This is a genomic window from Microbulbifer agarilyticus, from assembly GCF_001999945.1.
Classification (GTDB): domain Bacteria; phylum Pseudomonadota; class Gammaproteobacteria; order Pseudomonadales; family Cellvibrionaceae; genus Microbulbifer; species Microbulbifer agarilyticus_A.
In genome coordinates this window covers 2,765,516-2,792,385 of record NZ_CP019650.1, presented here as the reverse complement: position 1 = coordinate 2,792,385, position 26,870 = coordinate 2,765,516, and the positions used below count along the sequence as shown (strand labels likewise).

At 57.7% G+C, this 26,870-nt stretch carries 23 protein-coding genes; 14 read left to right on the top strand and 9 right to left on the bottom strand.

Annotated elements, in window-relative coordinates; genetic code table 11:
* The first annotated feature begins 84 nt into the window (after nt 1-84).
* The 14 genes from truA to Mag101_RS11495 all read left to right on the top strand — a co-directional run bounded on the left by truA (nt 85) and on the right by Mag101_RS11495 (nt 16,165).
* Nucleotides 85-969: a tRNA pseudouridine(38-40) synthase TruA gene (truA, locus tag Mag101_RS11560; RefSeq protein WP_077405058.1), complete on the top strand. Its 885-nt coding sequence runs from the start codon at nt 85-87 to the stop codon at nt 967-969.
* A 190-nt stretch (nt 970-1,159) separates the two neighbouring features.
* Nucleotides 1,160-1,822, top strand: a complete 663-nt coding sequence (locus Mag101_RS11555; RefSeq protein ID WP_077405055.1) for a phosphoribosylanthranilate isomerase — start codon at nt 1,160-1,162, stop codon at nt 1,820-1,822.
* Nucleotides 1,823-1,825: 3 nt separating this feature from the next.
* On the top strand, nt 1,826-3,046 hold the full coding sequence (trpB, locus tag Mag101_RS11550) for a tryptophan synthase subunit beta (RefSeq protein WP_077405052.1): 1,221 nt from the start codon (nt 1,826-1,828) through the stop codon (nt 3,044-3,046).
* Between the two features lie 11 nt (nt 3,047-3,057).
* Nucleotides 3,058-3,870, top strand: a complete 813-nt coding sequence (gene trpA, locus Mag101_RS11545) for a tryptophan synthase subunit alpha (RefSeq protein WP_077405049.1) — start codon at nt 3,058-3,060, stop codon at nt 3,868-3,870.
* Nucleotides 3,871-4,115: 245 nt separating this feature from the next.
* Nucleotides 4,116-4,970, top strand: coding sequence for an acetyl-CoA carboxylase, carboxyltransferase subunit beta (gene accD / locus Mag101_RS11540; RefSeq protein ID WP_077405046.1), 855 nt, complete (start codon nt 4,116-4,118; stop codon nt 4,968-4,970).
* Nucleotides 4,971-5,161: 191 nt separating this feature from the next.
* Nucleotides 5,162-6,415 (top strand): bifunctional tetrahydrofolate synthase/dihydrofolate synthase, encoded by a 1,254-nt coding sequence (gene folC, locus Mag101_RS11535; protein WP_077405043.1) that lies wholly within the window; start codon nt 5,162-5,164, stop codon nt 6,413-6,415.
* A 37-nt stretch (nt 6,416-6,452) separates the two neighbouring features.
* Nucleotides 6,453-7,166, top strand: coding sequence for an SPOR domain-containing protein (locus tag Mag101_RS11530; RefSeq protein WP_077405040.1), 714 nt, complete (start codon nt 6,453-6,455; stop codon nt 7,164-7,166).
* A gap of 130 nt (nt 7,167-7,296) precedes the next feature.
* Nucleotides 7,297-7,794: a CvpA family protein gene (locus Mag101_RS11525; protein ID WP_077405036.1), complete on the top strand. Its 498-nt coding sequence runs from the start codon at nt 7,297-7,299 to the stop codon at nt 7,792-7,794.
* A 68-nt stretch (nt 7,795-7,862) separates the two neighbouring features.
* Nucleotides 7,863-9,344 carry an amidophosphoribosyltransferase gene (gene purF, locus Mag101_RS11520; protein ID WP_077405033.1) on the top strand — a complete coding sequence of 494 codons (1,482 nt, stop codon included), beginning with the start codon at nt 7,863-7,865 and terminating at the stop codon, nt 9,342-9,344.
* 150 nt (nt 9,345-9,494) lie between these two features.
* On the top strand, nt 9,495-10,679 hold the full coding sequence (locus tag Mag101_RS11515) for an O-succinylhomoserine sulfhydrylase (RefSeq protein ID WP_077405030.1): 1,185 nt from the start codon (nt 9,495-9,497) through the stop codon (nt 10,677-10,679).
* Nucleotides 10,680-10,790: 111 nt separating this feature from the next.
* Nucleotides 10,791-11,702, top strand: coding sequence for an AAA family ATPase (locus Mag101_RS11510; protein ID WP_077405027.1), 912 nt, complete (start codon nt 10,791-10,793; stop codon nt 11,700-11,702).
* Between the two features lie 20 nt (nt 11,703-11,722).
* Entirely contained in the window at nt 11,723-12,733 is a 1,011-nt protein-coding gene (locus Mag101_RS11505; RefSeq protein ID WP_077405024.1) for a DUF58 domain-containing protein, read from the top strand.
* A complete protein-coding gene (locus Mag101_RS11500) occupies nt 12,730-14,793 on the top strand; it encodes a transglutaminase TgpA family protein (RefSeq protein ID WP_077405021.1) in 2,064 nt (687 codons plus the stop codon). The genes Mag101_RS11505 and Mag101_RS11500 overlap by 4 nt, the downstream gene beginning before the upstream one ends.
* A 121-nt stretch (nt 14,794-14,914) precedes the next feature.
* Complete coding sequence (locus Mag101_RS11495) at nt 14,915-16,165, top strand: MFS transporter (RefSeq protein WP_077405018.1); 1,251 nt, start codon at nt 14,915-14,917, stop codon at nt 16,163-16,165.
* Nucleotides 16,166-16,179: 14 nt separating this feature from the next.
* On the opposite strand, the gene Mag101_RS11490 is transcribed toward Mag101_RS11495, so the two are convergent.
* The 9 genes from Mag101_RS11490 to arsC all read right to left on the bottom strand — a co-directional run bounded on the left by Mag101_RS11490 (nt 16,180) and on the right by arsC (nt 26,721).
* Complete coding sequence (locus Mag101_RS11490; protein ID WP_077408267.1) at nt 16,180-17,880, bottom strand: sugar phosphorylase; 1,701 nt, start codon at nt 17,878-17,880, stop codon at nt 16,180-16,182.
* 96 nt (nt 17,881-17,976) lie between these two features.
* Complete coding sequence (locus Mag101_RS11485) at nt 17,977-19,200, bottom strand: glycosyl transferase (RefSeq protein ID WP_077405015.1); 1,224 nt, start codon at nt 19,198-19,200, stop codon at nt 17,977-17,979.
* A 12-nt stretch (nt 19,201-19,212) separates the two neighbouring features.
* The gene (locus tag Mag101_RS11480; protein WP_077405012.1) at nt 19,213-20,064 is read right to left on the bottom strand and encodes an HAD-IIB family hydrolase; all 852 of its coding nucleotides are present in this window, start codon (nt 20,062-20,064) and stop codon (nt 19,213-19,215) included.
* A gap of 326 nt (nt 20,065-20,390) precedes the next feature.
* Nucleotides 20,391-22,139 carry a carbohydrate-binding module family 20 domain-containing protein gene (locus Mag101_RS11475; RefSeq protein ID WP_077405009.1) on the bottom strand — a complete coding sequence of 583 codons (1,749 nt, stop codon included), beginning with the start codon at nt 22,137-22,139 and terminating at the stop codon, nt 20,391-20,393.
* 359 nt (nt 22,140-22,498) lie between these two features.
* Nucleotides 22,499-23,236 (bottom strand): glycine zipper 2TM domain-containing protein, encoded by a 738-nt coding sequence (locus Mag101_RS11470; protein ID WP_077405006.1) that lies wholly within the window; start codon nt 23,234-23,236, stop codon nt 22,499-22,501.
* A 215-nt stretch (nt 23,237-23,451) separates the two neighbouring features.
* Complete coding sequence (sppA, locus tag Mag101_RS11465) at nt 23,452-25,320, bottom strand: signal peptide peptidase SppA (protein WP_077405003.1); 1,869 nt, start codon at nt 25,318-25,320, stop codon at nt 23,452-23,454.
* Between the two features lie 45 nt (nt 25,321-25,365).
* Nucleotides 25,366-25,770 carry a DUF2069 domain-containing protein gene (locus Mag101_RS11460; RefSeq protein ID WP_077405000.1) on the bottom strand — a complete coding sequence of 135 codons (405 nt, stop codon included), beginning with the start codon at nt 25,768-25,770 and terminating at the stop codon, nt 25,366-25,368.
* The gene (gene wrbA / locus Mag101_RS11455; RefSeq protein WP_232325210.1) at nt 25,763-26,308 is read right to left on the bottom strand and encodes an NAD(P)H:quinone oxidoreductase; all 546 of its coding nucleotides are present in this window, start codon (nt 26,306-26,308) and stop codon (nt 25,763-25,765) included. Before wrbA ends, Mag101_RS11460 begins: the two co-directional genes overlap by 8 nt.
* A 68-nt stretch (nt 26,309-26,376) precedes the next feature.
* Nucleotides 26,377-26,721: an arsenate reductase (glutaredoxin) gene (arsC, locus tag Mag101_RS11450; protein ID WP_077404993.1), complete on the bottom strand. Its 345-nt coding sequence runs from the start codon at nt 26,719-26,721 to the stop codon at nt 26,377-26,379.
* Nucleotides 26,722-26,870: the final 149 nt, after the last annotated feature.

Genomic DNA, 26,870 nt, shown 5'->3' with positions numbered 1-26,870 from the left:
CAATTCACGCTGTCTACAGCAACAACACTTTGACCCCGCTTTTGCGGGGTCTTCTTTTTTCTGGGGCCGTGTAAAATTCGTCCTATGAAGAACAAGATTTACCAATACAAACCGAATGGTGAGGTGCCTCCAGGGGAATCATTACCGGAAGGTTTGCGTCGTATTGCCTTGGGCGTGGAGTACTGTGGTACTCGCCTGCGCGGCTTTCAAAAGCAAAAACACGACCCGTTGACGGTGCAGGAAACCCTGGAGAAGGCCATGTCTAAGGTCGCGGCAGAACCGGTGACACTGGTGTGCGCTGGGCGTACCGATGCCGGGGTGCACGCGTCCAGTCAGGTTGTGCATTTTGATACCACCGCCCAGCGCCCGCTTAAGGCCTGGGTGCAGGGGGTCAATACGCAGATGCCGTTTGATGTGCGCGTGCACTGGGCCCAGGAAGTGCCCGCACAATTCCACGCCCGCTTTTCCGCCCGCAGTCGCAGCTATCGCTATTTGATCCACAGCGCGCCTACGCGTTCGGCGCAGGCTGCCAGCGAAGTGACCTGGACCGAGCGCACGCTGGACCTGGAGGCCATGCGCGAGGGGGCTCGCTACCTGATTGGCGAGCACGACTTCAGCAGCTTCCGCGCCGCGCAGTGTCAGGCGCGCTCGCCAGTACGGCGGCTTACCCGCCTGGATATTGGCCGGGTAGGGCAGCTGATAGTGCTGGAAGTGAGTGCCACCGCGTTTTTGCACCACATGGTGCGCAACATCGCCGGGGTTTTGATGGCGGTAGGGCGTGGCGATCGTTCGCCGGAATGGGTGCAGCAGGTGCTGGATGCGCGCGATCGTACCGCCGCCAGCGTCACTGCGCCGCCCCATGGACTCTATCTGGTGGATGTCCAGTATCCGCCGGAATTTACCCTGCCGGAAGTCGCGCCGGGGCCGTTATTGGTGCCCCTGCCATTTGGCAGTATCGGTACCCATTAGCTGCTTTTGCGGGGCGGCCGGGTGCGTGCGCATTTCGTCGCGCCCGGTGATCTGCTAGTATCGCCTGCTCTCCGAATTCTTCTACTGCCAGCGCCCGGGATGTATGGCGATCGTCGTATGATGATTTCTGTTGTGGGCGCAGCGGCGTCCGACAGAGCGCCAGTCTGGCAGGTATAGCGATGTAAGGATTATGCGCGTAAAGATCTGCGGTATTACCAGTGTCGAAGACGCTCGCCTGGCTGTCGATGCCGGCGCCGATGCGCTCGGTATGGTGTTTTACCCGCCCAGCCCCCGCCACGTATCCCTCGAGCAGGCAGCGGAAATTGCCCGTGCCGTAACGCCTTTTGTCGTCTTGACCGGGTTGTTTGTGGATGCCCATCCACAGGAAGTAGAGCAGGTGCTCGCACAAGTCCCGCTGAATCTGCTGCAGTTCCATGGCAATGAAACCGCCGCCTATTGTCGGCAGTTTCATCGTCCGTATATCAAAGCCCTGCGTATGAAACCAGAGCTGAACCCCAGTGAGGCCATGTCGGCCTATCCGGATGCGCGCGGTTACCTGCTGGATGCCTACCGCAAAGGCGTTCCCGGCGGTACCGGTGACACCTTTGACTGGCAGCGTGTGCCCCAGGGGCGCGAGCGCAACGACCGCCAGGTGATCCTTGCCGGAGGGTTGAACCCGGCAAACGTGACGCAGGCGATCAGCGCAGCAGTTCCCGATGCGGTCGACGTGAGCGGTGGCGTGGAAGCCGCACCGGGCCGTAAAGATCCAGATAAGGTGCGCGAATTTGTTCGCGCAGCTCGCGCTGCCGCTACCAGCGGCGCGTCCAGTAATGCATTGATTCAAGGAGTTTGAGCCGTGAGTAAACCCAGTTCACCCATCGATTTTGGGGCCTACCCGGATGCCCGCGGGCACTTTGGTGAGTTCGGTGGACGTTTCGTCTCCGAGACTCTCATCAGCGCTCTCGATGAATTGCGGGAAATGTATGAGCGCCTGAAAAACGATCCGGATTTTCAAGCCGCATTTGATTACGACCTGGCCCACTACGTTGGCCGCCCTTCGCCCTTGTATCTGGCGGAGCGTCTTACCGAAGCCGCCGGCGGTGCCCGTATCTGGCTGAAGCGTGAAGATCTCAACCATACCGGCGCGCACAAGGTGAACAATACCGTTGGTCAGGCGCTGCTCGCCAAGCACAGTGGCAAGGGCCGGGTGATTGCCGAAACCGGTGCCGGTCAGCACGGTGTGGCAACTGCAACGGTTGCGGCGCGCCTGGGGCTCAAGTGTGCGGTGTACATGGGCGCGGAAGACGTTAAGCGTCAGTCGCCGAATGTGTACCGGATGAAATTGCTTGGGGCAGAAGTCATTCCTGTCGAGTCCGGTTCCAAGACCCTGAAAGACGCCATGAACGAGGCGATGCGCGATTGGGTCACCAATGTGGACGATACCTTTTACATCATTGGTACCGTGGCCGGGCCACACCCTTACCCGCAGTTGGTGCGCGATTTTAATTCCATTATCGGTCGCGAAGCACGCCGTCAAAGTCTGGAGCAATTCGGTCAGCTGCCAGATGCACTGGTGGCTTGCGTGGGCGGTGGCTCCAATGCCATTGGCCTGTTCCATCCGTTCCTGACTGACGAACCTGTAAAAATGTACGGCGTAGAGGCCGGCGGTGACGGCGTGGAAACCGGTCGTCATGCCGCGCCGCTGAATGATGGTGTGCCCGGTGTACTGCACGGCAACCGCACTTACCTGATGGAAGATGATGATGGGCAGATTATCGAGACCCACTCGGTATCTGCTGGACTGGATTACCCGGGAGTAGGTCCCGAGCACGCCTGGTTACGTGATATTGGCCGTGTCGACTATGTGGCGGCGAATGACGATGAAGCCCTGGCAGCGTTCCGTCAGCTGACTCGTACCGAGGGCATTTTGCCGGCGTTGGAGTCCAGTCACGCGGTAGCTTATGCGCTGAAACTGGCCGCTACCATGCGCCCGGATCAGAATATTGTTGTGAACCTTTCCGGCCGCGGTGACAAGGATATTTTCACCGTTGCCGCTATCGACGGCATTGAAGTTTAAGGAACCCGGTCGTGACTACATTAAATAATCGAATCGATCGTCGCTTTGCCAAGCTGCGCAGCGAAGGCCGCAAGGCGCTGGTTACCTATATTGTCGCCGGCGATGGCGGCCTGGAAAATACCGTTGACCTGATGCATCAGCTGGTTGCCAGTGGCTCTGACCTGATTGAACTGGGGGTTCCGTTTTCAGACCCGATGGCCGAAGGGCCGGTGATTCAGAAGGGGCACGAGCGCGCACTCGAGCACAAGGCCTCGCTGCGCAAGTGTCTGGCACTGATTGAGGAGTTCCGCACCAAGGATGCCGACACCCCGGTAATCTTGATGGGCTATGCCAATCCCATTGAAAAAATGGGTGCGGAAGTGTTTGCGGATGCGCTCCAGGCCGCTGGCGGTGACGGCGCGCTGACCGTGGACCTGCCGGCGGAAGAGGCGGTGCCGCTGAATGAATTGTTGAGAGCCCGCGATCTGCGCAATATCTTTTTGCTGACGCCTACGACCAGCGATGAGCGGATTGCCGAGATTACCGAGCTGGCCAGCGGCTTTGTCTACTATGTATCGCTCAAGGGTGTGACCGGTGCCGGTCACCTGGACCTCGATTCCGTGCATGAGAATCTGACCCGTATCCGTCGCTTCACCGATTTGCCCCTGTGTGTGGGCTTCGGTATCAAGGATGGCGCCTCCGCAAAAGCGGTGAGTGCCGATGGAGACGGCGCGGTGGTCGGCAGTGTATTGGTATCTGCAGTGGGTGAATCTGCCGACGCTGCCGCCGCCAAGGACCGCGTGGGCGCCATTGTGGGCGAAATGCGCTCTGTGTTGGATAGTTGAATTAGATAGTTGAGTTAACTGGCGAGCGCACCTTGCTCTGCAAGGGGCTCCGTAGTGAGGTGATTGCGGCGCCAGCTGAGGTTGGCCAGAAAGCCCGAATAGGCGGCTTATCTGGCCAAGAGCAATCTTTCTGAAAGTGGTTTAATTCGCGGTTTTAGAATCGCCGGTCATATAATCTGACTTCTACTTCGCAAGGGGTCGAAGCCCGGCGACTCAATCCTGCAAGCATTGGATTTGGAAACAGAATGAGCTGGTTAGAAAAAATTGTTCCCTCCGTCATTCGCGCTGAACGTCGTCCCGGTGCCAGCAAGGTACCCGAAGGCGTTTGGAAAAAGTGCGTAAAGTGCGATTCCACCCTGTATCTGCCGGAGTTGGAGCGCAATCTGGATGTGTGTCCGAAGTGCGATCACCACTTCCGCATCGGCGCGCGCCGCCGTCTGGACATGTTCCTGGATAATGAACACCGGGAAGAGCTGGCGACGGATGTCGAGCCGGTGGATCGCCTGAAGTTCAAGGATGTCAAAAAATACAAAGACCGCCTGACCCAGGCCCAGAAGGCGACCGGCGAGAAAGATGCGCTGGTAGCTATGCAGGGGTTACTCGAAGGCAAGCCGGTGGTTGCCGTTGCGTTCGAGTTTGCGTTCCACGGCGGTTCTATGGGTTATGTAGTGGGCGAGAAGTTCACCCGTGCAGCCCAGCGTGCGCTGGAAGAGAACATTCCGCTAGTGTGCTTTTCGGCGACTGGTGGTGCCCGCATGCAGGAGGCATTGATCTCGCTGATGCAGATGGCGAAGACTTCTGCGGTGCTTGAGAAAATGCGTATGGCCGGAGTGCCGTACATCTCAGTCATGACTGACCCGGTTTACGGCGGCGTTTCTGCCTCTCTGGCACTGCTGGGTGATATCAATGCGGCGGAGCCTGGTGCGCGCGCCGGATTTGCCGGCCCGAATATCATCGAGCAGACCATCCGCCAGAAGCTGCCGAAAGGCTTCCAGCGCGCAGAGTTCCTGCTGGAGCACGGCGCCATCGATATGATTATTCCGCGTAAAGATATGCGCAATACCGTTGGTCGTTTGTTAAGCAAGCTGACCAACAATTAGAGCCTTTGCGGTCCCGCTCCTGTTCTGTGGGCGGGGCCGTCGCTCCCTTCATACTCTTTTCTTTTCGACCCTGTTTTTCCCCGTCGTCCTTTCGCTATTTTCAATCGCCCCCCCAATTCGGCTTGTTATTGCCTGTTCTCTCTGGGCTTTCCTGAATAGAATTCGCGTTCTGACGAACGTTTGGTGCATTCATGAGTGATCTCCAATCCTGGCTTGCTCGCCTGGAACAGCTACACCCCACCGAAATTGAACTTGGTCTTGAACGTGTCTCCGCTGTGGCCCGCGCGCTCGACGTGCAGACGCCGGCGCGGCGCGTAATTACCGTGGGAGGGACCAATGGCAAGGGCAGTTGTGTGCGCACCATGGAGGCACTGTTGTGCGCCGGTAATCATTCGGTAGGCGCCTACAGTTCGCCGCACCTATTGCGTTTCAATGAACGCATTCGGGTGAATGGTGAAGAGGTCGGCGATGCGCAACTCATTGAGGCCTTCGAGGCGGTAGACGCGGCGCGCGGCGATATCAGCCTGACCTATTTTGAGTTCACCACTCTGGCTGGCTTGTGGTTGTTCAAGCGCGCGGATGTGGAGTTTGCACTGTTGGAAGTCGGGCTTGGTGGCAGGCTGGACGCGGTGAACCTGGTGGATGCGGATATATCGGTGATTACCAGCGTGGCGGTGGATCACGAAGCCTGGCTCGGCAATGACCGCGAGGTAATTGGCCGCGAGAAAGCGGGGATCTTGCGCGCAGGCAAGACGTTTGTGTGTGCGGATCCGCAGCCGCCGGCATCGGTGGTGGATGCATCCCGGGAGTTGGGATGCGATAGCTTTTTTATCGGCCATCAGTTTTCGTTGATCGAAGGTGAGTATCTGCTAAACGCGGAACCGGAGCTGCGCATTGGGTTGCCAGAGCTGCACTTGCCTCCATCCAGCGTGGCCGCCGCGATCACCGCTTTGGCGCTGGCCGGCGAGTTGCCCGGCGCGGAGCAGGTATGTGATGTCCTCGCCGCACTGCAAATGCCCGGGCGCTGCCAGGCGATCCGCTACAAGGAGCGCGAGGTGTTGCTGGATGTTGGGCACAACCCTGCGGCGGCGGAATACCTGGCTCGCTGGCTGGCTCGTCACCCGGTTGCCGGCCGCACCGTCGCATTGGTGGCGGTGATGGCGGATAAGGACCTGGATGGGCTTGTTGCTCCGTTAAAAGGCCTGGTGGACTACTGGTATCCGGCACTTTTGCCGGATAACCCCCGGGCCGCGGATTCAGAGCAAGTTCGCGCGGGGCTCGCGGCTGCCGGTGTTGCAGTGGGGCAGGTGGAAGAGGTGGGCAAACCTGTGGCGGAGCAGCTTGAGCTGGCCGTTGCTGCCCTGGGAGGCGAAGACAGGTTGCTTGTATTCGGTTCTTTCTTTACCGTTGCAGAGGTTTTGTCAGCAATTCAGCCGCTCAAGTGAGCAAAATAGCCCAGAGCAGTGACAAGAGAGCAACGAAATGGCCGGCCGGGACAGCGAATCCGATTCTTTTTCTCAATGCCCAGAGGGAGCGCCGCGTCGTCTGAACGACGGGGTAAAGCAGCGCATTGTCGGTGCATTGGTGCTGGCGGCGTTGGCGGTCATCTTCCTGCCGAGCCTGTTTGACCGGGAAGGGGCGCGCTACATTGATGTCACCAGTCAGATCCCGGCGCCACCGGATATTACCCCCATCACCATTGCCGAACCGCAACCGGTGGAAAATGTCGAGCCGGCGCCGCCGGTAAACGAAGTTTTCCAGCCAGATTATGTGGAGCAGGCCGGGCCTGCCCCGGAGTCGGTATCTTCTTCCCCCGATGGCACCGCGAGCTCGAAGTCTGAGAAAACCTCGGACGCGGTGGCGAAAGCCGAGCCGGCCAAACCGGAAACCAAGCCTGAGCCCGCACCCGAACTGCAGATGCCGGCAGAAGAGACCCAGCTGGATGACCAGGGCTTGCCCGAGGGTTGGGTTGTGCAGGTTGGTGCTTATAAAGAGGTGGCGAGCGCTGACCGGGTGCGCAACCAGCTGATGGATGCCGGCTTCCGAGCCTATACCCGCGCGGTCGATACCCCCAAGGGGCGACTGGTGCGTGTGTTTGTGGGCCCCAAACTGAGTCGGGTGGACGCGCAGTCAGACAAGCAGAAGCTGGATAAACTGCTGAAAACCCAGACTCTTATCCTGCGCTATCGCGCCTGATACTGGTGCTTGTGGCGGGACCTTAAGATCTCCGTTTGTGAAGTGGTTCGGCGAATGGCTTCACTGGCCCGGGTCGGTAAGTTAGAATGCGCGCTCTTCGCGGCAGCCGCCGCGTAGCAGGTAGGGTTGAATGAACTGGGCTGACTGGACCATTCTGGCAATCATTGCCATCTCGACGCTTATCGGCTTAAGCCGAGGCTTTGTGCGCGAAGTCCTGTCGCTGCTCACTTGGGTAGCGGCCTTTGTCGTGGCCATGATGTTTCGTGACCAGCTGGCCCCGTTGCTTTCCAACCTCGTCGATACGCCTTCACTACAGGTCATCGCGGCCTTTTCCATACTCTTTATTGTCACCCTATTGGCAGGCGCGGGCCTGAATATGTTTTTGTCTGCGTTTGTGGAAGCCACTGGGCTTTCGGGGACCGACCGGGTGCTGGGCATGGTATTTGGGCTGTTCCGCGGTTGCATCGTTGTGATGGCACTGTTGATCTTTGCTCCGGCACTGGCACCGGTGGATCAGGACAGCTGGTGGCAGCAGTCGGCGTTAATACCGAATTTTCTTGAATTTGAAGATCGCGCACGCGAAGCGGCCGGTGCGATCAAGGACTTCTTCGCAGCGCAATTTGACTGATCGATGGGCTGCAGGAGGCGGCGCTGGATCACCGAGACCATTTCAAAATGACTGGGGTTATCTGAAGTATGTGTGGCATCGTTGGAATCGTCGGTAAGAGTGACGTCAATCTGCAGTTGTATGACGCCCTTACCCTGTTGCAGCACCGGGGCCAAGACGCCGCCGGCATCGTCACCTGTGACGGCGACCGTCTGAACCAGCAAAAGGCGAATGGCTTGGTGCGCGACGTGTTTCGCGCGCGCCACATGCAGCGTCTTACTGGTAACTTCGGTATCGGCCATGTGCGCTATCCCACTGCGGGTAGCTCGGGCCCTGCGCTGGCTCAGCCGTTCTACGTGAATTCCCCTTACGGTATTGCCATGGCTCACAATGGCAACCTCACCAATGTGAAAGAGGTGAAGGAGCAGATCTTCCAGCAGGACCTGCGCCATATCAATACCGATTCAGACTCTGAAGTCCTGCTCAACGTGTTCGCCCACGAGCTGCACAAGCAGCACAAGCTTCAGCCAAAAGCCGAAGATATTTTTACCGCGATGCGCGCCGTGCATAAGCGTGTGAGCGGTGGTTACGCCTGTGTGGCGATGATCGTTGGCTACGGCGTTGTCGCCTTCCGCGATCCCAACGGTATCCGCCCGCTGGTATACGGCAAGCGCGAGACCGAGCAGGGCACCGAATATATGGTGGCCTCCGAGTCGGTCGCGCTGGACGTGCTCGGCTACTCCCTGGTGCGCGATGTGGCGCCGGGCGAATGTATCTATATCGAGCTGGACGGCACCGTGCACTCCGAGCAGTGTGCGGAAAACCCGCAGCTGCGTCCGTGCATTTTCGAACACGTTTATTTTGCCCGCCCGGACTCCATCATGGATGGTGTTTCTGTGCACAAGGCACGCTTGCGTCAGGGCGAGCACCTGGCAGAAAAAATCCTGCGCGAGCGCCCGGACCACGATATTGATGTGGTTATTCCGATTCCGGACTCCTCCCGTTCCGCGGGCCAGATGGTGGCACACCGTCTGGGCGTGAAGTTCCGTGAGGGTATGGTGAAGAACCGTTATATCGGCCGAACCTTTATCATGCCGGGGCAGAAACAGCGTAAGAAGTCTGTACGCCAGAAGCTGAACCCGATCGCGTTGGAGTTCCGCGGCAAAAATGTATTGCTGGTGGATGACTCGATTGTGCGTGGTACTACCTGTAAGCAGATCATCCAGATGGCCCGCGAGGCCGGAGCGGCAAAAGTGTATTTTGCGTCCGCAGCGCCGGCGGTTAAGTACCCCAATGTGTACGGTATTGATATGCCGTCTGCCACCGAGCTGGTTGCGCACAACCGCACCACGGAAGAAGTGTGTGAAGAGATCGGTGCAGACTGGCTGATTTATCAGGACCTGGATGAGCTGATCGTTTCCTCTGCCGATGGCAACAGCGAAATCAAAGAGTTTGATTGCGCGGTGTTTGACGGCAAGTACATCACCGGTGATGTAACCGAGGAATACCTGGATAGCCTGCACGCAGCGCGCAACGATACCGCCAAAGGTGGTAACGAGAGCGCGCTATAAGCGGTCCACGTTATTTTTCGCACAGAGAAGGCCCACCAATTGGTGGGCCTTTTTGTTTTTACACGACGCGAAAGCAGTGCTCCACGCACGCTCGTCTCTTGGGGTAAGATTACCGTTTACGATAATTTCTACACCCGGGACGGATACCCCATGTTTGAAGACGACGGCTACGCACTGGAAACACTGGCAGTAAGAGCGGGCCAGAGCCGGTCGGCGGAAGGCGAGCACGCCGAGCCTATTTACACCACTTCCAGTTACGTCTTTCCCTCTGCGGCAGAGGCCGCCGCGCGTTTCTCCGGGGATTCCCCCGGCAATGTCTACTCGCGCTACACCAACCCCACCGTGCGCATGTTCGAAGAGCGCATTGCCGCGTTGGAAGGCGGGGAGGCGGCTGTCGCTACCTCCAGCGGTATGGCCGCGATCCTGAGCCTGTGCATGGCCACGCTGAAAAGTGGCGACAAAGTGATCTGTTCGCGCAGTGTGTTCGGTACAACTACTGCGCTGTTTACCCGTTACATGGTGAAGTTTGGGGTCAAGGTCAGCTTTGTGGAACTGACCGACTTCCAAGCCTGGCAGGATGCTTTAGATGGCGATACCAAGTTGCTGTTTATGGAGACGCCGTCAAACCCGCTGTGCGAGGTTGCGGATATCCGTGCCATGGCTGACCTGGCCCACAGTGCTGGGGCGCAGCTGGTGGTGGATAACTGCTTTTGCACCCCGGCGCTGCAGCGCCCGCTGGATCTGGGTGCGGACATTGTGGTGCATTCCGCCACCAAGTTCCTGGACGGGCAGGGCCGCTGCCTGGGTGGCGTCGTCGTGGGCAAGCAGGAGTTGATGGATGAAGTGGTGATCTTCCTGCGCACCTGCGGCCCCAGCCTGAGCCCGTTTAACGCCTGGGTGTTCCTCAAGGGCTTGGAGACCCTCAGCCTGCGGATGCGCGCGCACTGCACTAGTGCGCTGGATATCGCCTGGTGGCTGAATGAGCATGTACAAGTAGAGAAGGTCAATTATGTGGGCCTGCCGAGTCATCCGAATCACCAGCTGGCCGCGGCACAGCAGTCTGGATTTGGCGCAGTGTTTAGCTTTACCGTGCCCGGGGGCCGTGAGGCTGCCTGGAAAGTGGTCGACGCCTGCAAGATCTTCTCGGTGACCGCCAACCTCGGCGATGCCAAAAGCACCATTGTGCACCCGGCCACCACCACGCACGGTCGCCTGAGTGACGAGGACAAGGAGAAGGCCGGTATTACCGAAAACCTGATCCGGGTCTCTGTCGGCCTGGAGAATGTTGAGGACCTGAAAGCCGATCTGGCGCGGGGTTTGTCGGCACTGGTCTAGCGGGCATAAAAGAGCCACAATGGCGTGAAATGAGACATTGTGAAGGGCCCCGCCGGGTGCGGGGCCTATCATTAATGGCTAAGAGATAAACCGAGCAGTAATGGATTTGCCGTGCAAAAAATCATTTCCGCCATCGTCGAGGATATCGGTAAGGTTCTTCTGGGTAAGGAGCATCAGGTAAAACTGGCGCTGGCCTGCCTGTTGGCACGTGGTCACTTGCTGATCGAAGATTTACCCGGCATGGGCAAAACCACCCTGGCACACGCTCTGGGGAGGGTACTTGGACTCTCTTACAAGCGGGTCCAGTTCACCAGCGACATGCTGCCGGCGGATATTATCGGCATCAGCATTTTCGAGCGTGAGACCGGGCAATTCCGTTTCCATGAGGGACCGGTGTTCAGCCAGCTGCTGCTGGCCGATGAGATCAACCGCAGCTCTCCCAAGACCCAGAGCGCGTTACTGGAGGCCATGGAGGAGCGTCAGGTCAGCGTGGATGGCGAGACCCGACCGTTGCCCGACCCCTTCTTTGTTATCGCCACCCAGAACCCGCTGCAACAGTCCGGCACCTTTGTTCTGCCGGAATCCCAGCTGGACCGCTTTCTGATGCGTATCAGTTTGGGCTATCCCACCCGCGAGGCCGAGCGTGCCCTGTTCAAGGGGGCCGACCCGCGTGCGCAGCTGGCGCAAATGACGCCACGTATCAACAGTGAAGGGTTGCGCAAGCTGCAGGGATTGGTGCACCAGGTCAAAGCCTCCGACTCGCTGCTCGATTATCTGGAGCGTCTGGTGCAGCACACACGCCAGAGCGCCGAGTGCGGCGTGGGCCTGTCTCCCCGCGGAGCCTTGGCTTTACTGCATGCCGCCCGCGCGTGGGCGCTGATCCACAACCGCGGCCATATCCTGCCGGAGGATTTACAGGCGGTTCTTCCCGCCGTAGCGGGTCATCGCCTGCAAACGGATGGTGGGGATGGCGCGCAACTGGTCGAGCGCATGATGCACCAAGTGGACATCATCGCTGCCTAAGGCGAGTGAGGGGCCGGCCAGTGCTCGAAAAAATTTCCTTCCAAGCGTTAAGCGATAACAGTAAAGCTGGCGGGCTGCTGCAGCAGCGTTGGCTGCGCTGGCTGAATCGTCGCTTGCCAGCTGCGCCGACAGTTACTCTCAATCATCGCAAACTGTTTGTGCTACCTACTGCCGCCGGTATGGGTTTCCTACTGCTGATTATTTTGCTTTGGCTGCTGGGCACCAATTACGAAAACAACCTGGTGCTCGCGCTGGTATTTATGCTGGTGGGGGTGTTTGTAATATTGCCGGTGCACACCTTTGCCAACCTGTCGGGACTCAAGCTGCGCCTGCACGAGGTGGAGCCCGCGTTCGCGGGTGATTTCGGCCGTGCCAAAATTGTGCTGGAGAAAACCGGTAAGCGCTCTCATGAACGAGTGCGCGTGTGCTGGCCGCCGGAAGAGGGGGCACTGGTAGACATTACGGGTAGCGAGCCTGTGGAAGTGACTCTCGAACTCCCTCTGGTACGGCGAGGCAAAGTGCGCGCACCGCGGATTCGCGTGGAGAGTCGCTTTCCCGCCGGACTCTTCAAGTGCTGGAGTTGGGTGGACCTGGAAGTCGAGTTTCTGGTGTATCCGCAACCGAGATCCGCTGGGCCATTGCCCTGGGGCGCGAGTGTTGGCGAAGGCGAACAGGAGAAAACCCACTCCGCAGGTGGTGACGATTTCGCTGGGCTGAAGAGCTATCAGGCCGGCGATTCACTGCGTCACGTTGCGTGGAAACAATTTGCCGGCGGGCGCGATCTGTACAGCAAAGAATATGCCTCTGGTAGTGATGCCCGCTTGTGGTTGGATTGGGATTTGCTGGCCGGGCGCGAGTTGGAGACCCGCCTCAGCAATCTGTGTGCCTGGGTGTTGGACGCGGAGCGCGCGCAAGTTGCTTACGGCCTGCGCATTCCGGGGCGGACCTTAACGCCCGCGATCGGCGCTGCACACCGTCAGCAGGCACTTACCTTGTTGGCATTATTCCCGGTACACGGAGTGTCATCGTGACGGAGGTTTCCGGCCAGTTTCGCACCTTGTTGCCGCGCGAGAGCCTGTTGTGGGTTTTTGCCGCGCAGTTCGTCGTCCTGTTGCCGCATTTTGTACATCTGCCGAGCTGGCTTGTTTTTGCCTGGTTTCTCGCAGTTTTATGGCGGGTTGAAGTCTTTCGCGGGCGCCGTGCAGTGCCCGGGCGCGCAATCAAGCTGCTGGCGGTCACCCTGGCCGTAGCCGGGTTAGCACTGACTTACCGGCGCTGGTTTGCGCTTGAGCCGATGGTCGCTTTGCTGGCGGTTTCCTTTACCCTGAAGAACATCGAGTTACTGAGCCGCCGGGATGCGGTGCTCAGTTTGATGTTGGCCTACTTCCTCGCCGCCACCCTGTTTGTGTTTGAGCAGACCATTCCGTACGCGTTGTATGGCGTGCTGTGCCTGGTGGTGATTACCGCCGCACTGGTAGCCCAGCAGGGCAGCGGTAGTGCCCGGGTCGGGAGGGCGTTCGGGTTATCGGTAAAGATACTGGCGCAGGCAGTACCGGTGATGTTGATTCTGTTTGTGGTGATGCCGCGCCTGGGGCCGCTTTGGGCGGTGCCGAATAATACCTCTGCCGCTTCCACGGGGATCAGCGATTCCATGAGCCCCGGGGACTTCAGTCGGCTGTCAAAATCCGACAAGCCCGCATTGCGTATTTCCTTCGATGGTTCTGTGCCTCCGCCAGAGCAGCGCTATTGGCGCGGGTTAGTGTATACCCACTTTGATGGCCGGCGCTGGAGTGAGCCCGGGGTTACCGGTAACCGCTGGTTTGGCCGGCGGTTTAACAGTTCGCAGAGCAGTCAGGAGAGCGACGGCAGGTTGCCCGCGGTGGGCCCGCGCTATCGCTATCAGGTGATTCAGGAGGCCAGTCATAACCCATGGTTATTCGCGCTGGCGATTTCTGATTCCGATACACGTGGGGTGCGTTCGACCGGGGACGATACGCTGGTTTATCGCATGCCAGTTGCCAGCCGGCTCGCCTACGACGTTCGCTCCTGGCCGCGGGAGAGTGCCCCTGCCGGAGCGCGCCTGACACCTGCGGAAGAACGCCGCCATTTGCAATTACCTGAATCCGGAAATCCGCAGGCTCGCGCCTGGGCAGAGGCCCGGCGGCGAGAAGGCATGGATTCACTGGCCATCTCGCAGTCTCTGTTAGCACACTACAACCGCAGCTTCACCTACACACTGAAGCCACCCGCCCTGGGTAAAGATACGGTTGATGAGTTCATGTTCGATACGCAGCAGGGATTTTGCGAGCATTTCGCCAACAGCTACGTGTTTACCATGCGCGCCGCGGGGGTGCCTGCGCGGGTCGTCGCCGGGTATCAGGGGGGCGAATGGGTGGAACAGGAGGAGTATCTGCTGGTGCGCCAGTATGACGCCCATGCCTGGGCGGAAATCTGGTTGCCCGAACGCGGGTGGGTGCGGGTCGATCCCACCGCGGCGGTAGCGCCAGAGCGTATTCGCGATGGCCTGCAAAGTGCCGTTGCGGAAGAGTTTATGCAGGATGCCTTGCTGCCCCTGCATAAGATCGGTTTTGTAAACCGCCTGCGGCTGCAGTGGGACATGATTAATTACCGCTGGTATCAGACGGTAGTGAGTTTTGACGCGGACCGTCAGCAGGGGTTGTTGAAGCGCTGGCTTGGCGAAATTTCTCCACTGCGTATGGCGATGTTTCTCGGTATACCGATTGCTGTAGGGCTGCTGGGGCTGCTGATCTGGCTCAACCTGTCCGCACGCGGCCCAGCGCTGCCCCCGGCCAGCCGCGCCTATCTGCGATTCTGCCAGCGCATGGCCCGCGCGGGTTTACCACGCCGCTCCGGAGAGGCGCCGGGCGATTTTGCGCGCCGTATCGAACGCGAGCTACCGGCGCTCGGCCCGATGGCTGTACGTATTACCGCAGCCTTTGAAAGGGCGGCTTATAGCGACAGTGCCGATGCCCTAAAGCAACTGCGTCGATTGGTGCGTGGATTCTGGCCGCTCCGCCAGTTGGCCAAGTTGGGCGCAGCCCCCGCATCACATCAATCTGTGGGACAATAGCCCGCTATTTTTTGCGGCACTTTTATATCCCGGGCTTCTGTATCCCGGGCTTCTGTATCTGTTGCTCAATCGTTGCTGCTGGAAATCGCGGGCAGCGAGTGACTGTTTTCCGGATTCTGAGATGACTTTTCCCGCACTGGCGGCTCGACTGCGAACCTTTCTGCTTGGCTTCAGTGGCACCTCGCTTGCCACCGGCCTGCAGGTGGTTTTGCTGCCGTGGATTGCGGTATCGCTGGCCGAGTTGCCTGCTCTGCAGTTGAGCTGGGTACAGGCTTCGGTGTTACTCCCCAACCTGATATTTTTGCTGTTCGGCGGTGCGCTGGCGGACCGTGTCGACGCGGCGCGGGTCGCGGCGCTCTCCTGTATTGGCTTGGCACTGTGTCACGCGGTGCTCGCCTACTACCTGATGCACTCTATTCCCAGCCTGGCGTTGTTGCTGATGTACGGCGTGAGCCTGGGAGTGTGTACAGCGTTTTTGCAGCCGGCGCGGGAAACACTGGTGCAACGGGGTGCCCAGCAACCGCCTGCGGGAGGAAAGCTGCAGGAGAATCAGGTACAGCACCTGGTGACCTGGATGATGTTGGCGCAGTATGGTGGGCAAGCGGTGGGCATGCTGCTGGCCAGTCGGTTTGACAGTTGGGGAGCGGAAACCCTGTTGCTGATTCAGGTTGCGGTATTGCTGTGCGCCGCAGGCTTTTTTATTTCCCTGCGTCGCGGCGGCGCCCCATCGGTGAACCCTGCCAAAAAATTACCGCGGGCCTTGCTGGAGGGCTTTGCGGAGGTGCGCAAGAGCCGCGCAATTTTCGAATTGGTATTGTTGGTTGGCTTTAATGGGCTGGTGCATATCGGTGTATTTCTGGTGGTGCTGCCATTGCTGGCGGAAAGTTACGAGCGGGGCGCAAGCTACTATGCCTGGCTGCAAATTGCATTTATTGCGGGCACGGTGACGGCAACCGTCGTGATGTTGCGACGTGGGCAGGGGGACCATCCCGGCCGCGGTGTCCTGATGTGCCTGCTTTACAGCGCCGCGCTGTTGATCGCGATCAGTTTTGGGCCGACCGCGTTTGGCCTTGCGTTGCTGTGTGCCTGTTGGGGCGCGGTGGCCGCGGCCTCGGCAGCACTGGGTAAATCCATTGTCCAGGTTTTGGCACCGGAGCAGGTGCGCAGTCGGATAATTTCGATCTACCAATTTTCCCTGTTCGGCTCTGCAGCGATTGGAGCACTGCTCGCCGGCGTGATCAGTGAATTTACCGCACCACTCACCACGTTGTTGTGGGCCGGTATCTTCAGCCTGCTGGCGTTTGTGCTGGTATGGATCAGTGGCGCCCTGCGTCAGCTGGATATCCGGCAGCCGCAGGGCGCTGATGATTGACGTGGTAAACCTGACTACCAGCGGTTGCTGATCCAGAGCGTCTGATAAGGATCGAGGGTAATACTCGCAAGCATGTCATCGAAGGTGGCATCGCTCACCAGGTCTTTCCACGTGTCCGTGCCAATCAGGTTGATCGCGTTCAGCGATACCGTTTGTGGCTGATCGGAAATGTTATTCAGGCAGAAAATACTCTGCCTGCGGTCAAGGCTCTGGCGCCAGAAGGCAAACACATGGTCTCCCAGGTGCAGGGTGAACTGCGTGGCATTGGGGTGAAAGGCCGGCTGTTCGCGGCGCAGTTTGATTAACCGGCGCAGCTTGTGGAATACCTTGTGATGGTGGCTCTCAGGGTCCGCCAAGCGCTCGTTGAGTTCCTGCTCCTGCCACTGGCGGCGGTTGATGGCGCGGTTGTGACCGTGCTCTTTCATCCGCTCGTAGTCGTTCGTGGTACCCACTAGACTGTGCAGGTAAAACGCCGGTATTCCTTCCAGCGCCAGCATAATCGCGTGGGCGCACACAAAGCGCTCTAACTGCCAGTCATCTTCCCCTGCGGTCGTACCTTTCAGGGCGTCAAACAGTGAGATATTGATTTCGTAAGGCTTGTTACTGCCATCATCCAGCGCACGCCAGGATATCTGCCCACCGAAGTTTTCCATCGTCTGAATCAGCGCTTCTTGCTCGCTATCGTCCAGCAATCCCTCTACCGGCCGCAGGCCAATACCATCGTGCGACGCAATAAAGTTGAAATACGTCGTGCCGTTCTGCGCGGGTGGCATACTCATTAGCCAGTTTTTCAGATAGCGACAGTTACCGGTAACCAGTGAATTCACCAGTAATGGGGGCAGGGAAAAGTTGTAGATACAGTGCGCTTCGTTGGCGTTACCGAAGTAGGACAGGTTTTCCCGATTGGGAATATTGGTTTCGGTAATGATGACCGCGTTGGGGTCGGCGTGCTCAATTAGCGTGCGCAGCAAGCGCACGATCTCGTGGGTTTCTTCCAGGTTCAGGCAATTGGTGCCAAGAATTTTCCAGATAAAGGCAACCGCATCCAGGCGGAAGATACGCACACCCATGTCGAGATACAGCCGGATAATATCGACTATTTTCGCCAGTACCTTGGGATTGGCGAAGTTGAGGTCTATCTGGTCGTGGCCAAACGTACACCACACATGTTGCGTACCTCGCGGTGTGCTAGTTGCACGAAGCAGCGGCGTGACCCGGGGGCGTACCACTTTGCTGAGGTCTTCTTTCGGGTCTACTTCGACAAAAAAATCGCGACCCGGGCTTTTCCCTTTCTGGTAGTTGGTGAACCATTCGTGCTGGGCGGAGCAGTGATTGATAACAAGATCCGCCATCAGGTGAAAATCGGCACTGATGCGCAGGATATCGCTCCAGTCGCCCAGCGGCGGGTCTACCTGCTTGTAGGCGGATACTGCAAAGCCGTCATCACTGGAATAGGGGAAGAATGGCAGTATGTGCACCGTGTTGATCAGCATTGGGAAATGCGCTTGTAAGAAGTGGTGCAGTGTTTTCAGAGGCGGCTGGTTGTCGCTCAGAATACTGTTGCCGTAGGTGATTACCGCAATGTCGGTCTGGTCCCAGAGGTTTTTATGCGCGAGCGGGCTTTGGCAGTCCTCGTCCAGACGCATGGTCCGAATCAGGTTCTGCGCAATGGGTTCAATATCGAGTTCCGGGTAGATAAACGTGAGGTGGTCCATCACCTTCTGGTGCAATACTTCTTTAATTGGCAGGTGTGCAGTTGATTGATTCACGGTTTCCCCCGGATATCTACAAGTCTGAAAATAGTGCGAAGGTCAAACGTTGTACTCTTCGTAGTCGGCTTCCACCGCTTGCTTGAGCTGGTCGAGGAATCCTGGTTCCGCACTGGTGATTCGGTTCCAGCTGGGAATAAACGGCGTTTCCATCGGGTTTTCCAGGAATGCCTGTCCCGCTTTCACTAGGTTGCTCGCGAATAGCTCAACGGTCTGCTCTTCCTTGTGTATATCAAAATTCAGACCATTAATTATGGCGTCGTTGCGATAGGTTTCCACGAAGTCCAGTGCAATGCGGAAGTAGGTGGCTTTGATACTGCGGAAGGTTTCCGAAGAGAACACAGTGCCCTGGGTGGCCAGTTTGCGGAAGAAAGATTTCGCGATATCGATGGACATTTTGGAAAGCCCGCAGTGCTCATCGTCGAAGGACACATCCTGATGCTTGTGGTCGTAGGCGTGCGCAATGTCTACCTGACACAGGCGGTTGGTGGAGTAGTTGCGATACATCTCCGAAAGCACACCGATTTCCAGTCCCCAGTCACTGGGAATGCGCAGGTCGTTGATCACGTCGCGGCGGAAGGAAAACTCGCCGGCGAGGGAGTAACGGAAACTATCCATGTACTCCAGATACTTGGTGTGGCCGTAAATCTTTTTCAGGGTGCGAATCAGTGGGGTCACCAGCAGACGACACACACGGCCATTTAATTTTCCGTTGGCGATGCGAGAGTAATAGCCTTTGCAGAATTCGTAGTTGAACTGTGGATTGGCCACCGGGTAGAACAGGCGAGCCAGCATCTCGCGGTCATAGGTCACAATATCGCAATCGTGCAGGGCCACGGCTTCACCGCGGCCGGAGGCGAGAATATATCCAAGGCAGTACCACACATTACGCCCCTTGCCGGCATCTTGCGGGGCGAGGCCGTCGCGCTGCAACTGCGCATCCAACTGGCGCAGGCGCGGGCCATCGTTCCACAGTACCCGTACGTGTTGTGGCAGGATACTGAACTGCTTCAGTGCGTCGCGGTACTGGGATTCATCGGCGCGGTCGAGGCCAATAACAATCTCGGAAAGGTAGGGAACCTCGGCCAGAATTTTGAGAATTTTTGGGAGTGCCTCGCCCTCCAGTTCAGAGTAGAGCGACGGCAGCAACAGCGACATGGGGCGGTGCTTCGCAAAGCGAATAAGATCCGCCTCCATATCTTCCAGGCTGCGATTGGAAAGATTGTGCAGGGTTGTGATATCGCCATTTTGAAAAAAATCGGTCACAGTATTTTCCTGTTATTGTGCAGTTTTAAATTCTGTTGCGAGAAGCTTCTGGATTGCATCCGCCCATCCTTGCGGGCCGGTATTTTGTGTGACGGCCAGAAACGGGTGGTCTTCGAGCGTGGGCGGGGCATGGGTTGGCGAGCGCACAATGATGGCAATGTCGGCAACCTTGAGCATGTCCAGGTCGTTGGGGCCGTCACCACTGCCGATCAATTTGCAGGGGTGATCGCTGTGCTGTTGATAAATTCGTTGCAGTAACTGCGTTGCATGTCCCTTGTCTGTCTGGCCGAGCACGTGCAGAAAGCGTCCGCCCTGGAGCGTGGCTAAGCCGGCGGCCTCAACGCGGTTGATAAACGCCGCTTTTTCTTGTTCCGTACCCTGCCACAGTAGCGGTTCCGAATAATGGCGGGAATTTGCCTGCTCGGCCTGTGCGTGACTTAACCCGGTTGCCGCGACGATTGCATCGGTACTGGCGGCGGCGAAATTTAAGTAGGGGGCACCGTGGTGTTCGCGGTCCTGCGCCAGAAAGTCGAGGATAGACTGGCGGCGAGCTCCTGGCTCCAGAACCCAGTAGCCGGATTCCTCCTGTGCAGACTCGGGTTTTTGCGGGAAGTAACCAGACGGAATAAAAATCGCGGAACCGTTTTCTACGATAAACGGATGGTGGTTGTGCAGTGTGCCGCGCAGCGTCAGCATCTCGTCGCGCGTTTTACTGCTGTTGAGAATCACAGGGATGTTTGCGTTTTCCAGATGTTGCAGTGCGGCATCGGCTGGTTGGTGAGAGTAGGTAAAGTGGTCCAGCAGGGTGCCGTCGAGGTCACTGGCGACCAGCCACTGGGTGTGTGCTCTCTCTGGTTTGCTCATTCGCTTCCAATCTTTTGCGCTTATTATCGACACGTAAAAGCGTGCCTTCTATTTTGATAATCCAAAAATAGTGCCAGCCACCTGAAAAATGAGGGATTGCACCGCTTCAGAGCAGGTGATTGGCGCGTATTTTTCTTAGTTGTTAGAAAACTGCCCGGTGTATAAGGATCTTTGCACCAAGTTGGTGGGGTGGAATAGGGAGGAAATTCGTTTGGCACCAGAAGGGGGCATGAGTAGATGTTGATAAAAGAGGCGCAACCTTGGCACTGTCCCGTTGGGGGAGGTGCTCAAGGTTGCGCCTGTCGAAAGCTACACGCTATCCCCTACTAAAAGCTCGCAGAGGGAGTCGAGTTTTGCCCCGAGGTAAAGGTGTTGTTGGAACCACTTTGCCACTCGATACCGGCGTTGGGGTTCTGTTCCTCACGCTTCAGGCATTTCCACTCCACTGACTGGTTAGTGGGCAAATTGATTGAACCGTTCCAGGTCGGGTAGCTGTTGGGGTCAAGTTTTTGCGCATTGGCGGGATCCCAGTTGCCAAGCTCATCGAGATTCCCAACCACATACACACTTTGCCCCCAGTATGTGTAGCCGTTATGGCAGGTGAACGCAGTCTCAACAGGGCTGCCACCTGAACTGCTGCCACCGCTCGAGCCACTTCCAGAACCACTTCCAGAGGAAGACCCTCCACTTGAACCAGTGCAATCGGTGCATACATCGCCCACGCGCGCCCCCACATGAATTGCAGACGCGTTGCGATAGTAAACGCTAAAGTTGGCGTTACCACTGGTGTCCACGGTGATGGTAGGGCCGCTGCAGGATCCATTGGCCGCATCAAAGTCCCCATGAATGATGTCGCAGTACTCTCCTGCCGGCATGCCCGTCTGGAAACTGCGGTTGAGGTCACTCCCCTCCATGTTCACGACTACGAAGCCGAGTCCGCCACGGCCCCATGCGAGTTGGTGATTGCCATTGTCCCAGTAATTGGTGATACCCCAGTGCGCAACGGTATGGTTCCGAAAGCCCACCATGTTGGCGATCTCGCGGTCGCGGTGTTCACATAACCAGCCGTTGCTACAACTGCTTGCGCCATGTGATGGCGGGCCCTGGTCATGGTGGTGCCAGTCATAGCTCGACATTACCTTCGGGTAACCATACGGCCAGCCCAGCATAAAGACATGAGCCATTTTGTTGGCGTTGTTTCCGTCTTTATGGGTAATGGTGTTTTCAGTGTTCTGGCGCTGGTTATCGTGGTTGGCAACAAACACGACCGCATCGGAACTCGGGAGCCAGCCTTGCCAGTTGCCGATATTGCTGATCTCTTTCAGCGGCGCTCGCAGCTTGAAGTAGTGCCCCATTGTATTGGTGAAGTTGAATTCCGTTACATCTCCGATCCAGTTGTAATGGGACGGTTGCACAGGTTCTCCACCGGCACCGATCACTTCTTGGAAAATATATGGGTTACCGGTCAAACGGTTTTTGATCCCGTTAATATCCGATGCCGGCATATGCTTGGCGGCATCAATACGGAAACCGGCCACGCCGAGGTTGGTCAGGTCATTCAGGTAGTCGGCAATTTTCTGCTGCACATAGTTCGATCCGGTTTTCAGGTCATTCAGGCCAACAAGGTCGCAATTCTGAATCGACCAGGCGTCTCCATAGTTTATGTCGGACGTACAGTTGTGGAAGTCGTTGGGGCCGTAGGGTACTTCCGGAAAGTATCTATCCCAGGCCGCCATATGGTTTATTACTGCGTCTACATAAATATCCACACCAACCGCCTTGCAGCGGTTAACCATATTTTGAAATTGCGCACGGCTGCCGGAGCGACCCTCAATCTGGTAACTCACCGGCTGGTAACGGGTCCACCACTGGCTGCCGCCAATGGATTTTTGTGGGGGGGATACCTGCACCGCAGAAAACCCCTTAGGGCCAAGTACATTCTCGCACTCTGCGGCAATGTCATCCCATTGCCATTCGAACAGGTGGACGAAGGCCGTCCTCGGAGTATTGGCACTGACTGCGCTGCAAAAAGCCGCAAGCATCAGTGATCCCATCATCGCTTTTATGGTTTTCATGCTGATCACCAGTTTATTTTGATTATCGAGTGATCGGCCCGATTGTTATGCGTAGGTTTTCGGGCCGAGGCCTGAACTGCATACTTCTCTGCTGCACCATTTTGGTGTGAGCGTGCTCAAGCTACACAGGTGTCATGCTGCGGGTAATCCCTCCGCGGAGGGGAGTAGGGAGGCTTGTAGGGGCGTAGAGGAATCGCGCGCTGACTAGTGTGAACCCTGCATAAACAAGGGATAAACTGGCGCCAAAAAAGAGAATTGGGAGGCGAGCTACTAGCCCTCGTGAAGACGAAAAAAATGGGTGCCCCACTTAGATGGGGTACCCATTTTGTATTTCCGATATTAGCGGGCCGCTGTGGGAATCAAATAGAGCGGACCCAGGTACCGTCCGCCTGACGGCAGGCGGTGCCGCGAGTGCTGTCGGATGCGTCGTTCGAAAAGAACTCGGCGGTGTAGGAACGGCAGTACTGATCGCCACGCATTTCGACGCTACCGGGGATTACTGCGTAGTTCTCATTGCCCTGGGTGTTTTGCCAGGTGATTCGCTCGCCTTCAGGGGCAAATTCCAGCGCTTGCGCCACACACGCCTGGTTGCGCTGGTCCATCCGCCGGCCCACTTCGCCACCGATCAATACCCCGGCAATGGCACCGCCAATGGTGGCTGCCGTGTTGCCGCGGCCATCGCCGATCTGGTGACCAATAACGCCGCCGATCAGTCCACCCAGTACGCTGCCCACTTGATCGCTGTTACAGCGCGACACGGAGGTGTGGGTGGTTGGGCGCCATTCCGGACGGTATTCGGGCTCAGGAGCGCGCTGGTCGAACCATGGGGGCAGAATGATCACACGTGCAGCATCGCGATGACCGTGGTGGTGGGCATAGCGATCAGGGTTTTTACAGGTACGCTCTTCCTTGTAATCGCCGTTACGCTTCCACTTGCGCTCAATCTTGCAGTTTCCTTCCCAGTACTCTTCCTTGTAGCTGTGCTTTTTGTGCTTGTGATGCTTCTTCCAGCCTTTGCCTTCCGGTGGCTCGGCGTGCAGTGCCACCGGCAGGCTGCCGCAGAGCAGTGCGACGAGAACGGAGGAGAGTAGTTTCATGACCTAGTATCCGCATTTCGAAATTTGCCAAATATGGCGCGAATACTATCAATCAGCAGGTCGGCAGGAAGTGACATGGCCGACGTTCTGGAAAATTGCCTTGAGAGCTTTAACGCTCGTGGCTTCGTTAGAGGGGCGGGGAGTGGGGGCGGGAGAGGAAACCATGGTGGCGATAAACACCACCACGGTTTTGTTCAGGATGTGTTAGAACCCTTTTAAGGCGCAACGCAGCCCATACAGCGTAGGTACAGCGCACGCGGATCCTTGAATGACTTCAGTTCAGTGAACGGCTGCAATGCCGGTTGCAGGCTACTGAACCAGGCACCCAGCGGCAGGTTACGCTCGATACTCGCAGACACCTGGGCATCGACATTTTCTGCCAGCGCACGCATCAGCTTTTCGCTGGGGCTCAACTCGCGCTGGATCTCCATCACATCGTACTTATCGATCTCGGCCAGTTGTGCTGCGTCGGCAATGGCATCCTTGAGGTTGCCGAGGTCATCCACCAGTCCAAGTTCCAGAGCCGCACGGCCTGTCCACACTTGTCCCTGGGCGATCTTGTGAATTTCCTCGGGGGTGCTGTTGCGGGCCTCGGCAACCAGCTGTAGGAACTGCGCGTAGGTATGGTTGACGCCCTGCTGCAGGATATCGGCGGCGGCCTCAGGCAGCGGCCGGTCGAGGCGCATGGTGCCTGCCAGTGCGGTCGTGCCAACACCGTCGTTGTAGATGCCGAGGTGTTCCAGTGAATCTTCGAAGGTGGGGAAGGCCCCAAACACACCAATGGAACCGGTGATCGTTGAAGGCGATGCCCAGATACGATCCCCGCCGGCCGCGATCCAGTAACCGCCGGAGGCCGCAACACTGCCCATGGAAATCACTACCGGGATTCCCGCTTCGCGGGTGGCGAGCAGTTCCTGGCGAATCGCTTCCGATGCGAATGCCGATCCGCCAGGGCTGTCGATACGCAGAACCAGCGCTTTGACGTTCTTGTCGCGGGCCTTGGCAATCAGCTTGCCGAGGCTGGCACTGCCGATCTGTCCGGCCGGTGCATCGCCATCGACGATAGCGCCGGCGGCACTGATCAGGGCGATTTTATCTTTCGGTTGGCGCGGGTCCGGCAGGTTGGTCATCTTCATGTGGCGCAGGTAATCCTGCGCATGAATACCGCGGTATTGGGATGTATCTTCCTTGGCTTCCCCAACCACTTCCTGCAACTCGGCGACGGCCGCGCGGCGGGTGAGGAGCTTGTCGACGAATTGATTTGCCAATGCAGCCTTGGCCCAGCTACCGCCTTCGGCGCGCAGGTTTTCCGGCAAATCGGCAATATAGTTATCGACGGCGCTGGGCGGCAAATTGCGCAGGCCGGTAACCTGTTCGGTGTATTCGTTCCACAAGCGGTTGAGCCAGCGCGCCTTGTTCTCGCGCGAGGCGGGCGACATATCATCGCGGATATAGGGCTCGATAGCGTCTTTGTAATCGCCCACGCGGAATACGTGGAAGTTGATCTTTAGCTTGTCGAGCGCGCTCTTTACGTAGCTGCGGTAGCTGCCGAAACCAGTAATGAGTAGCGAGCCCATCGGGTTCATGTACACCTTGTCCGCATGGCTGGCGAGGAAGTACTGGCCCTGGGTGAAGTTGTCACCGATGGCATAAACCGGCTTGTCGCTCGCCTTGAAGCGCTGTACCGCTTCGCCCACTTCTTCGAGCTTGCTCAAGCTGGCGCCGGCGAGGCTGTCGAGTTCCAGTACCAAAGCAGAAATCCGGCTGTCGCCGGCCGCGTGATCTATGGCATCGACCAGGTCTTTTACCCGTGTCTCTTGCGGCGCGGAGGGGCCGCCAAAAAAGCCCGGCAGGCCGCCTGGCTGGCTGAGTTCATCTACCAGAAAACCACTGGGTGCCACTTTTAACGCGCCACCCTGAGGCACGGTAATGCGCTCTTCACCACCAAAGATGGCGGCGCCGATAAACAGAAGTAGCAGCAGGAAGATTAGGTTGGTAACCACCCGGCGCAGCCAGGTGATGGCTCCGCCAATGGCGCCAAAGAAGCGGCGGATAAACCCGCGGCTGCGTGTTGAGTCGGTCAAACCTGAAACTCCTTGTTGAACGGTCTGTTGTGTTTCTTCTTTGGATTACAAACTGACGTGGGTGCGTGCGTTGTGTAACTGCACTTGCCAGCGACTGGTCATCATTGAAGATATAAATAGGATAAGGCTGAGGGCGGTCAGCGCGCCATGCTGCCAGCCGCGTGTAGGCATCATTACGTCGACGATTCCGGCGGTAATATAGAGCAGGAGGATAAAACACAGCCATAAATAGCTGCGTTGGCGTTGCTTGAGCAGGCCGGGCAATACCAGCAGCAGCGGTACCGTCTGCAGTAACCACCATTTAAATGAGCCACCCAGGAACAGGTTCCACACCGCGAACAACAGCAGCAGCCCGGCATAGCACACCCAGTTTAATTTGCGTGCGAATGCCAGTTTGCGGGCCACCAGCGCCTCGTCGATGGGCTTGCTTGGTTTCTTCTCTTTAGCCACGGTGTTCTCCCAGTCGGCTCGCCAGATCGGCAATACGTTTCCCAAGTGCCCGGCACAGGGTTATCTCGTCGGCACTCAGACCGTCCTCTGCGCTGCCTGCCCAGTGGGAGGCGCCGTACGGTGTTCCACCGGTCGAGGTGTGCATCAAGGCACCTTCAGAATAGGGGATACCAGCGATGAGCATACCGTGGTGCATCAGTGGCAACATCATCGACAGCAGGGTGGTTTCCTGGCCGCCGTGCAGGCTGCCGGTGGAAGTAAACACTGCGGCGGGTTTGCCGCACAGGCTGCCGTCGAGCCACATGTCGCTGGTCTGGTCCAGGAAGTAGCGCAAGGGCGCCGCCATATTGCCGAAGCGTGTGGGGCTGCCCAGCAGCAGGCCGGCACAATCGCGCAGGTCGTCGGCGGTACAGTAGGGCGCACCGCTGTCGGGCACCGGAGCTTGGGAAGCCTCAGTATCCGGAGAGACCGCGGGTACCGTGCGCAGTCGCGCTTCCAGGCCGTGTTCTTCGATGCCGCGCGCCAGTTCCGCGGCCATTTTTGCCGTGGCGCCGCTGCGACTGTAATAAAGGACCAGGATGTAAGGCGCTTGATTCGCAGAAGCCACTAGATCAGCTCCAGCACATTTTCTGGCGGGCGACCAAGCACGGCCTTGTCACCCTTGATCACGATAGGACGCTCGATCAGCTTGGGGTGACTCACCATGGCGTCGATCAAGTCGTCATCGCTATGGCTGGTGTCTTTCAGGTTCAGTTCCTTATAGGCATCCTCGCCCTTGCGCAGTAGATCGCGCGGAGCGATATCCAGCTTGCCGAGAATTGTTTTCAGGCTGGCCGCATCTGGCGGGGTCTCCAGATAGAGTACGATTTCCGGTTCGATATTGTTTTCCTGCAGCAACTGCAGAGTTTGGCGAGATTTTGAACAGCGAGGGTTATGGTAGATCGTCCACATTGAAAGCGTATCCTGTTAAGGTTTGGCGTATTCTAACAGCCTGCAGTTGGTCGTCTACGCTGAGGTATGGCGTACTTTTTAGACAAATTGCACAGATTTATACGCTCCATTCACGAGAAAATGGCGCGAAGCCACTTGTATCACAAGGT

Bases quoted from the DNA above. Each gene is read 5' to 3' on its own strand.
- Mag101_RS11470 (WP_077405006.1), bottom strand. From the start codon at position 23,236: ATGAAACTACTCTCCTCCGTTCTCGTCGCACTGCTCTGCGGCAGCCTG.
- Mag101_RS11495 (WP_077405018.1), top strand. From the start codon at position 14,915: ATGACTTTTCCCGCACTGGCGGCTCGACTGCGAACCTTTCTGCTTGGC.
- Mag101_RS11530 (WP_077405040.1), top strand. From the start codon at position 6,453: ATGGCCGGCCGGGACAGCGAATCCGATTCTTTTTCTCAATGCCCAGAG.
- arsC (WP_077404993.1), bottom strand. From the start codon at position 26,721: ATGTGGACGATCTACCATAACCCTCGCTGTTCAAAATCTCGCCAAACT.
- truA (WP_077405058.1), top strand. From the start codon at position 85: ATGAAGAACAAGATTTACCAATACAAACCGAATGGTGAGGTGCCTCCA.
- accD (WP_077405046.1), top strand. From the start codon at position 4,116: ATGAGCTGGTTAGAAAAAATTGTTCCCTCCGTCATTCGCGCTGAACGT.
- Mag101_RS11525 (WP_077405036.1), top strand. From the start codon at position 7,297: ATGAACTGGGCTGACTGGACCATTCTGGCAATCATTGCCATCTCGACG.
- purF (WP_077405033.1), top strand. From the start codon at position 7,863: ATGTGTGGCATCGTTGGAATCGTCGGTAAGAGTGACGTCAATCTGCAG.
- Mag101_RS11490 (WP_077408267.1), bottom strand. From the start codon at position 17,880: ATGGACCACCTCACGTTTATCTACCCGGAACTCGATATTGAACCCATT.
- wrbA (WP_232325210.1), bottom strand. From the start codon at position 26,308: ATGGCCGCGGAACTGGCGCGCGGCATCGAAGAACACGGCCTGGAAGCG.
- Mag101_RS11555 (WP_077405055.1), top strand. From the start codon at position 1,160: ATGCGCGTAAAGATCTGCGGTATTACCAGTGTCGAAGACGCTCGCCTG.
- folC (WP_077405043.1), top strand. From the start codon at position 5,162: ATGAGTGATCTCCAATCCTGGCTTGCTCGCCTGGAACAGCTACACCCC.
- Mag101_RS11480 (WP_077405012.1), bottom strand. From the start codon at position 20,064: ATGAGCAAACCAGAGAGAGCACACACCCAGTGGCTGGTCGCCAGTGAC.
- Mag101_RS11475 (WP_077405009.1), bottom strand. From the start codon at position 22,139: ATGAAAACCATAAAAGCGATGATGGGATCACTGATGCTTGCGGCTTTT.
- Mag101_RS11515 (WP_077405030.1), top strand. From the start codon at position 9,495: ATGTTTGAAGACGACGGCTACGCACTGGAAACACTGGCAGTAAGAGCG.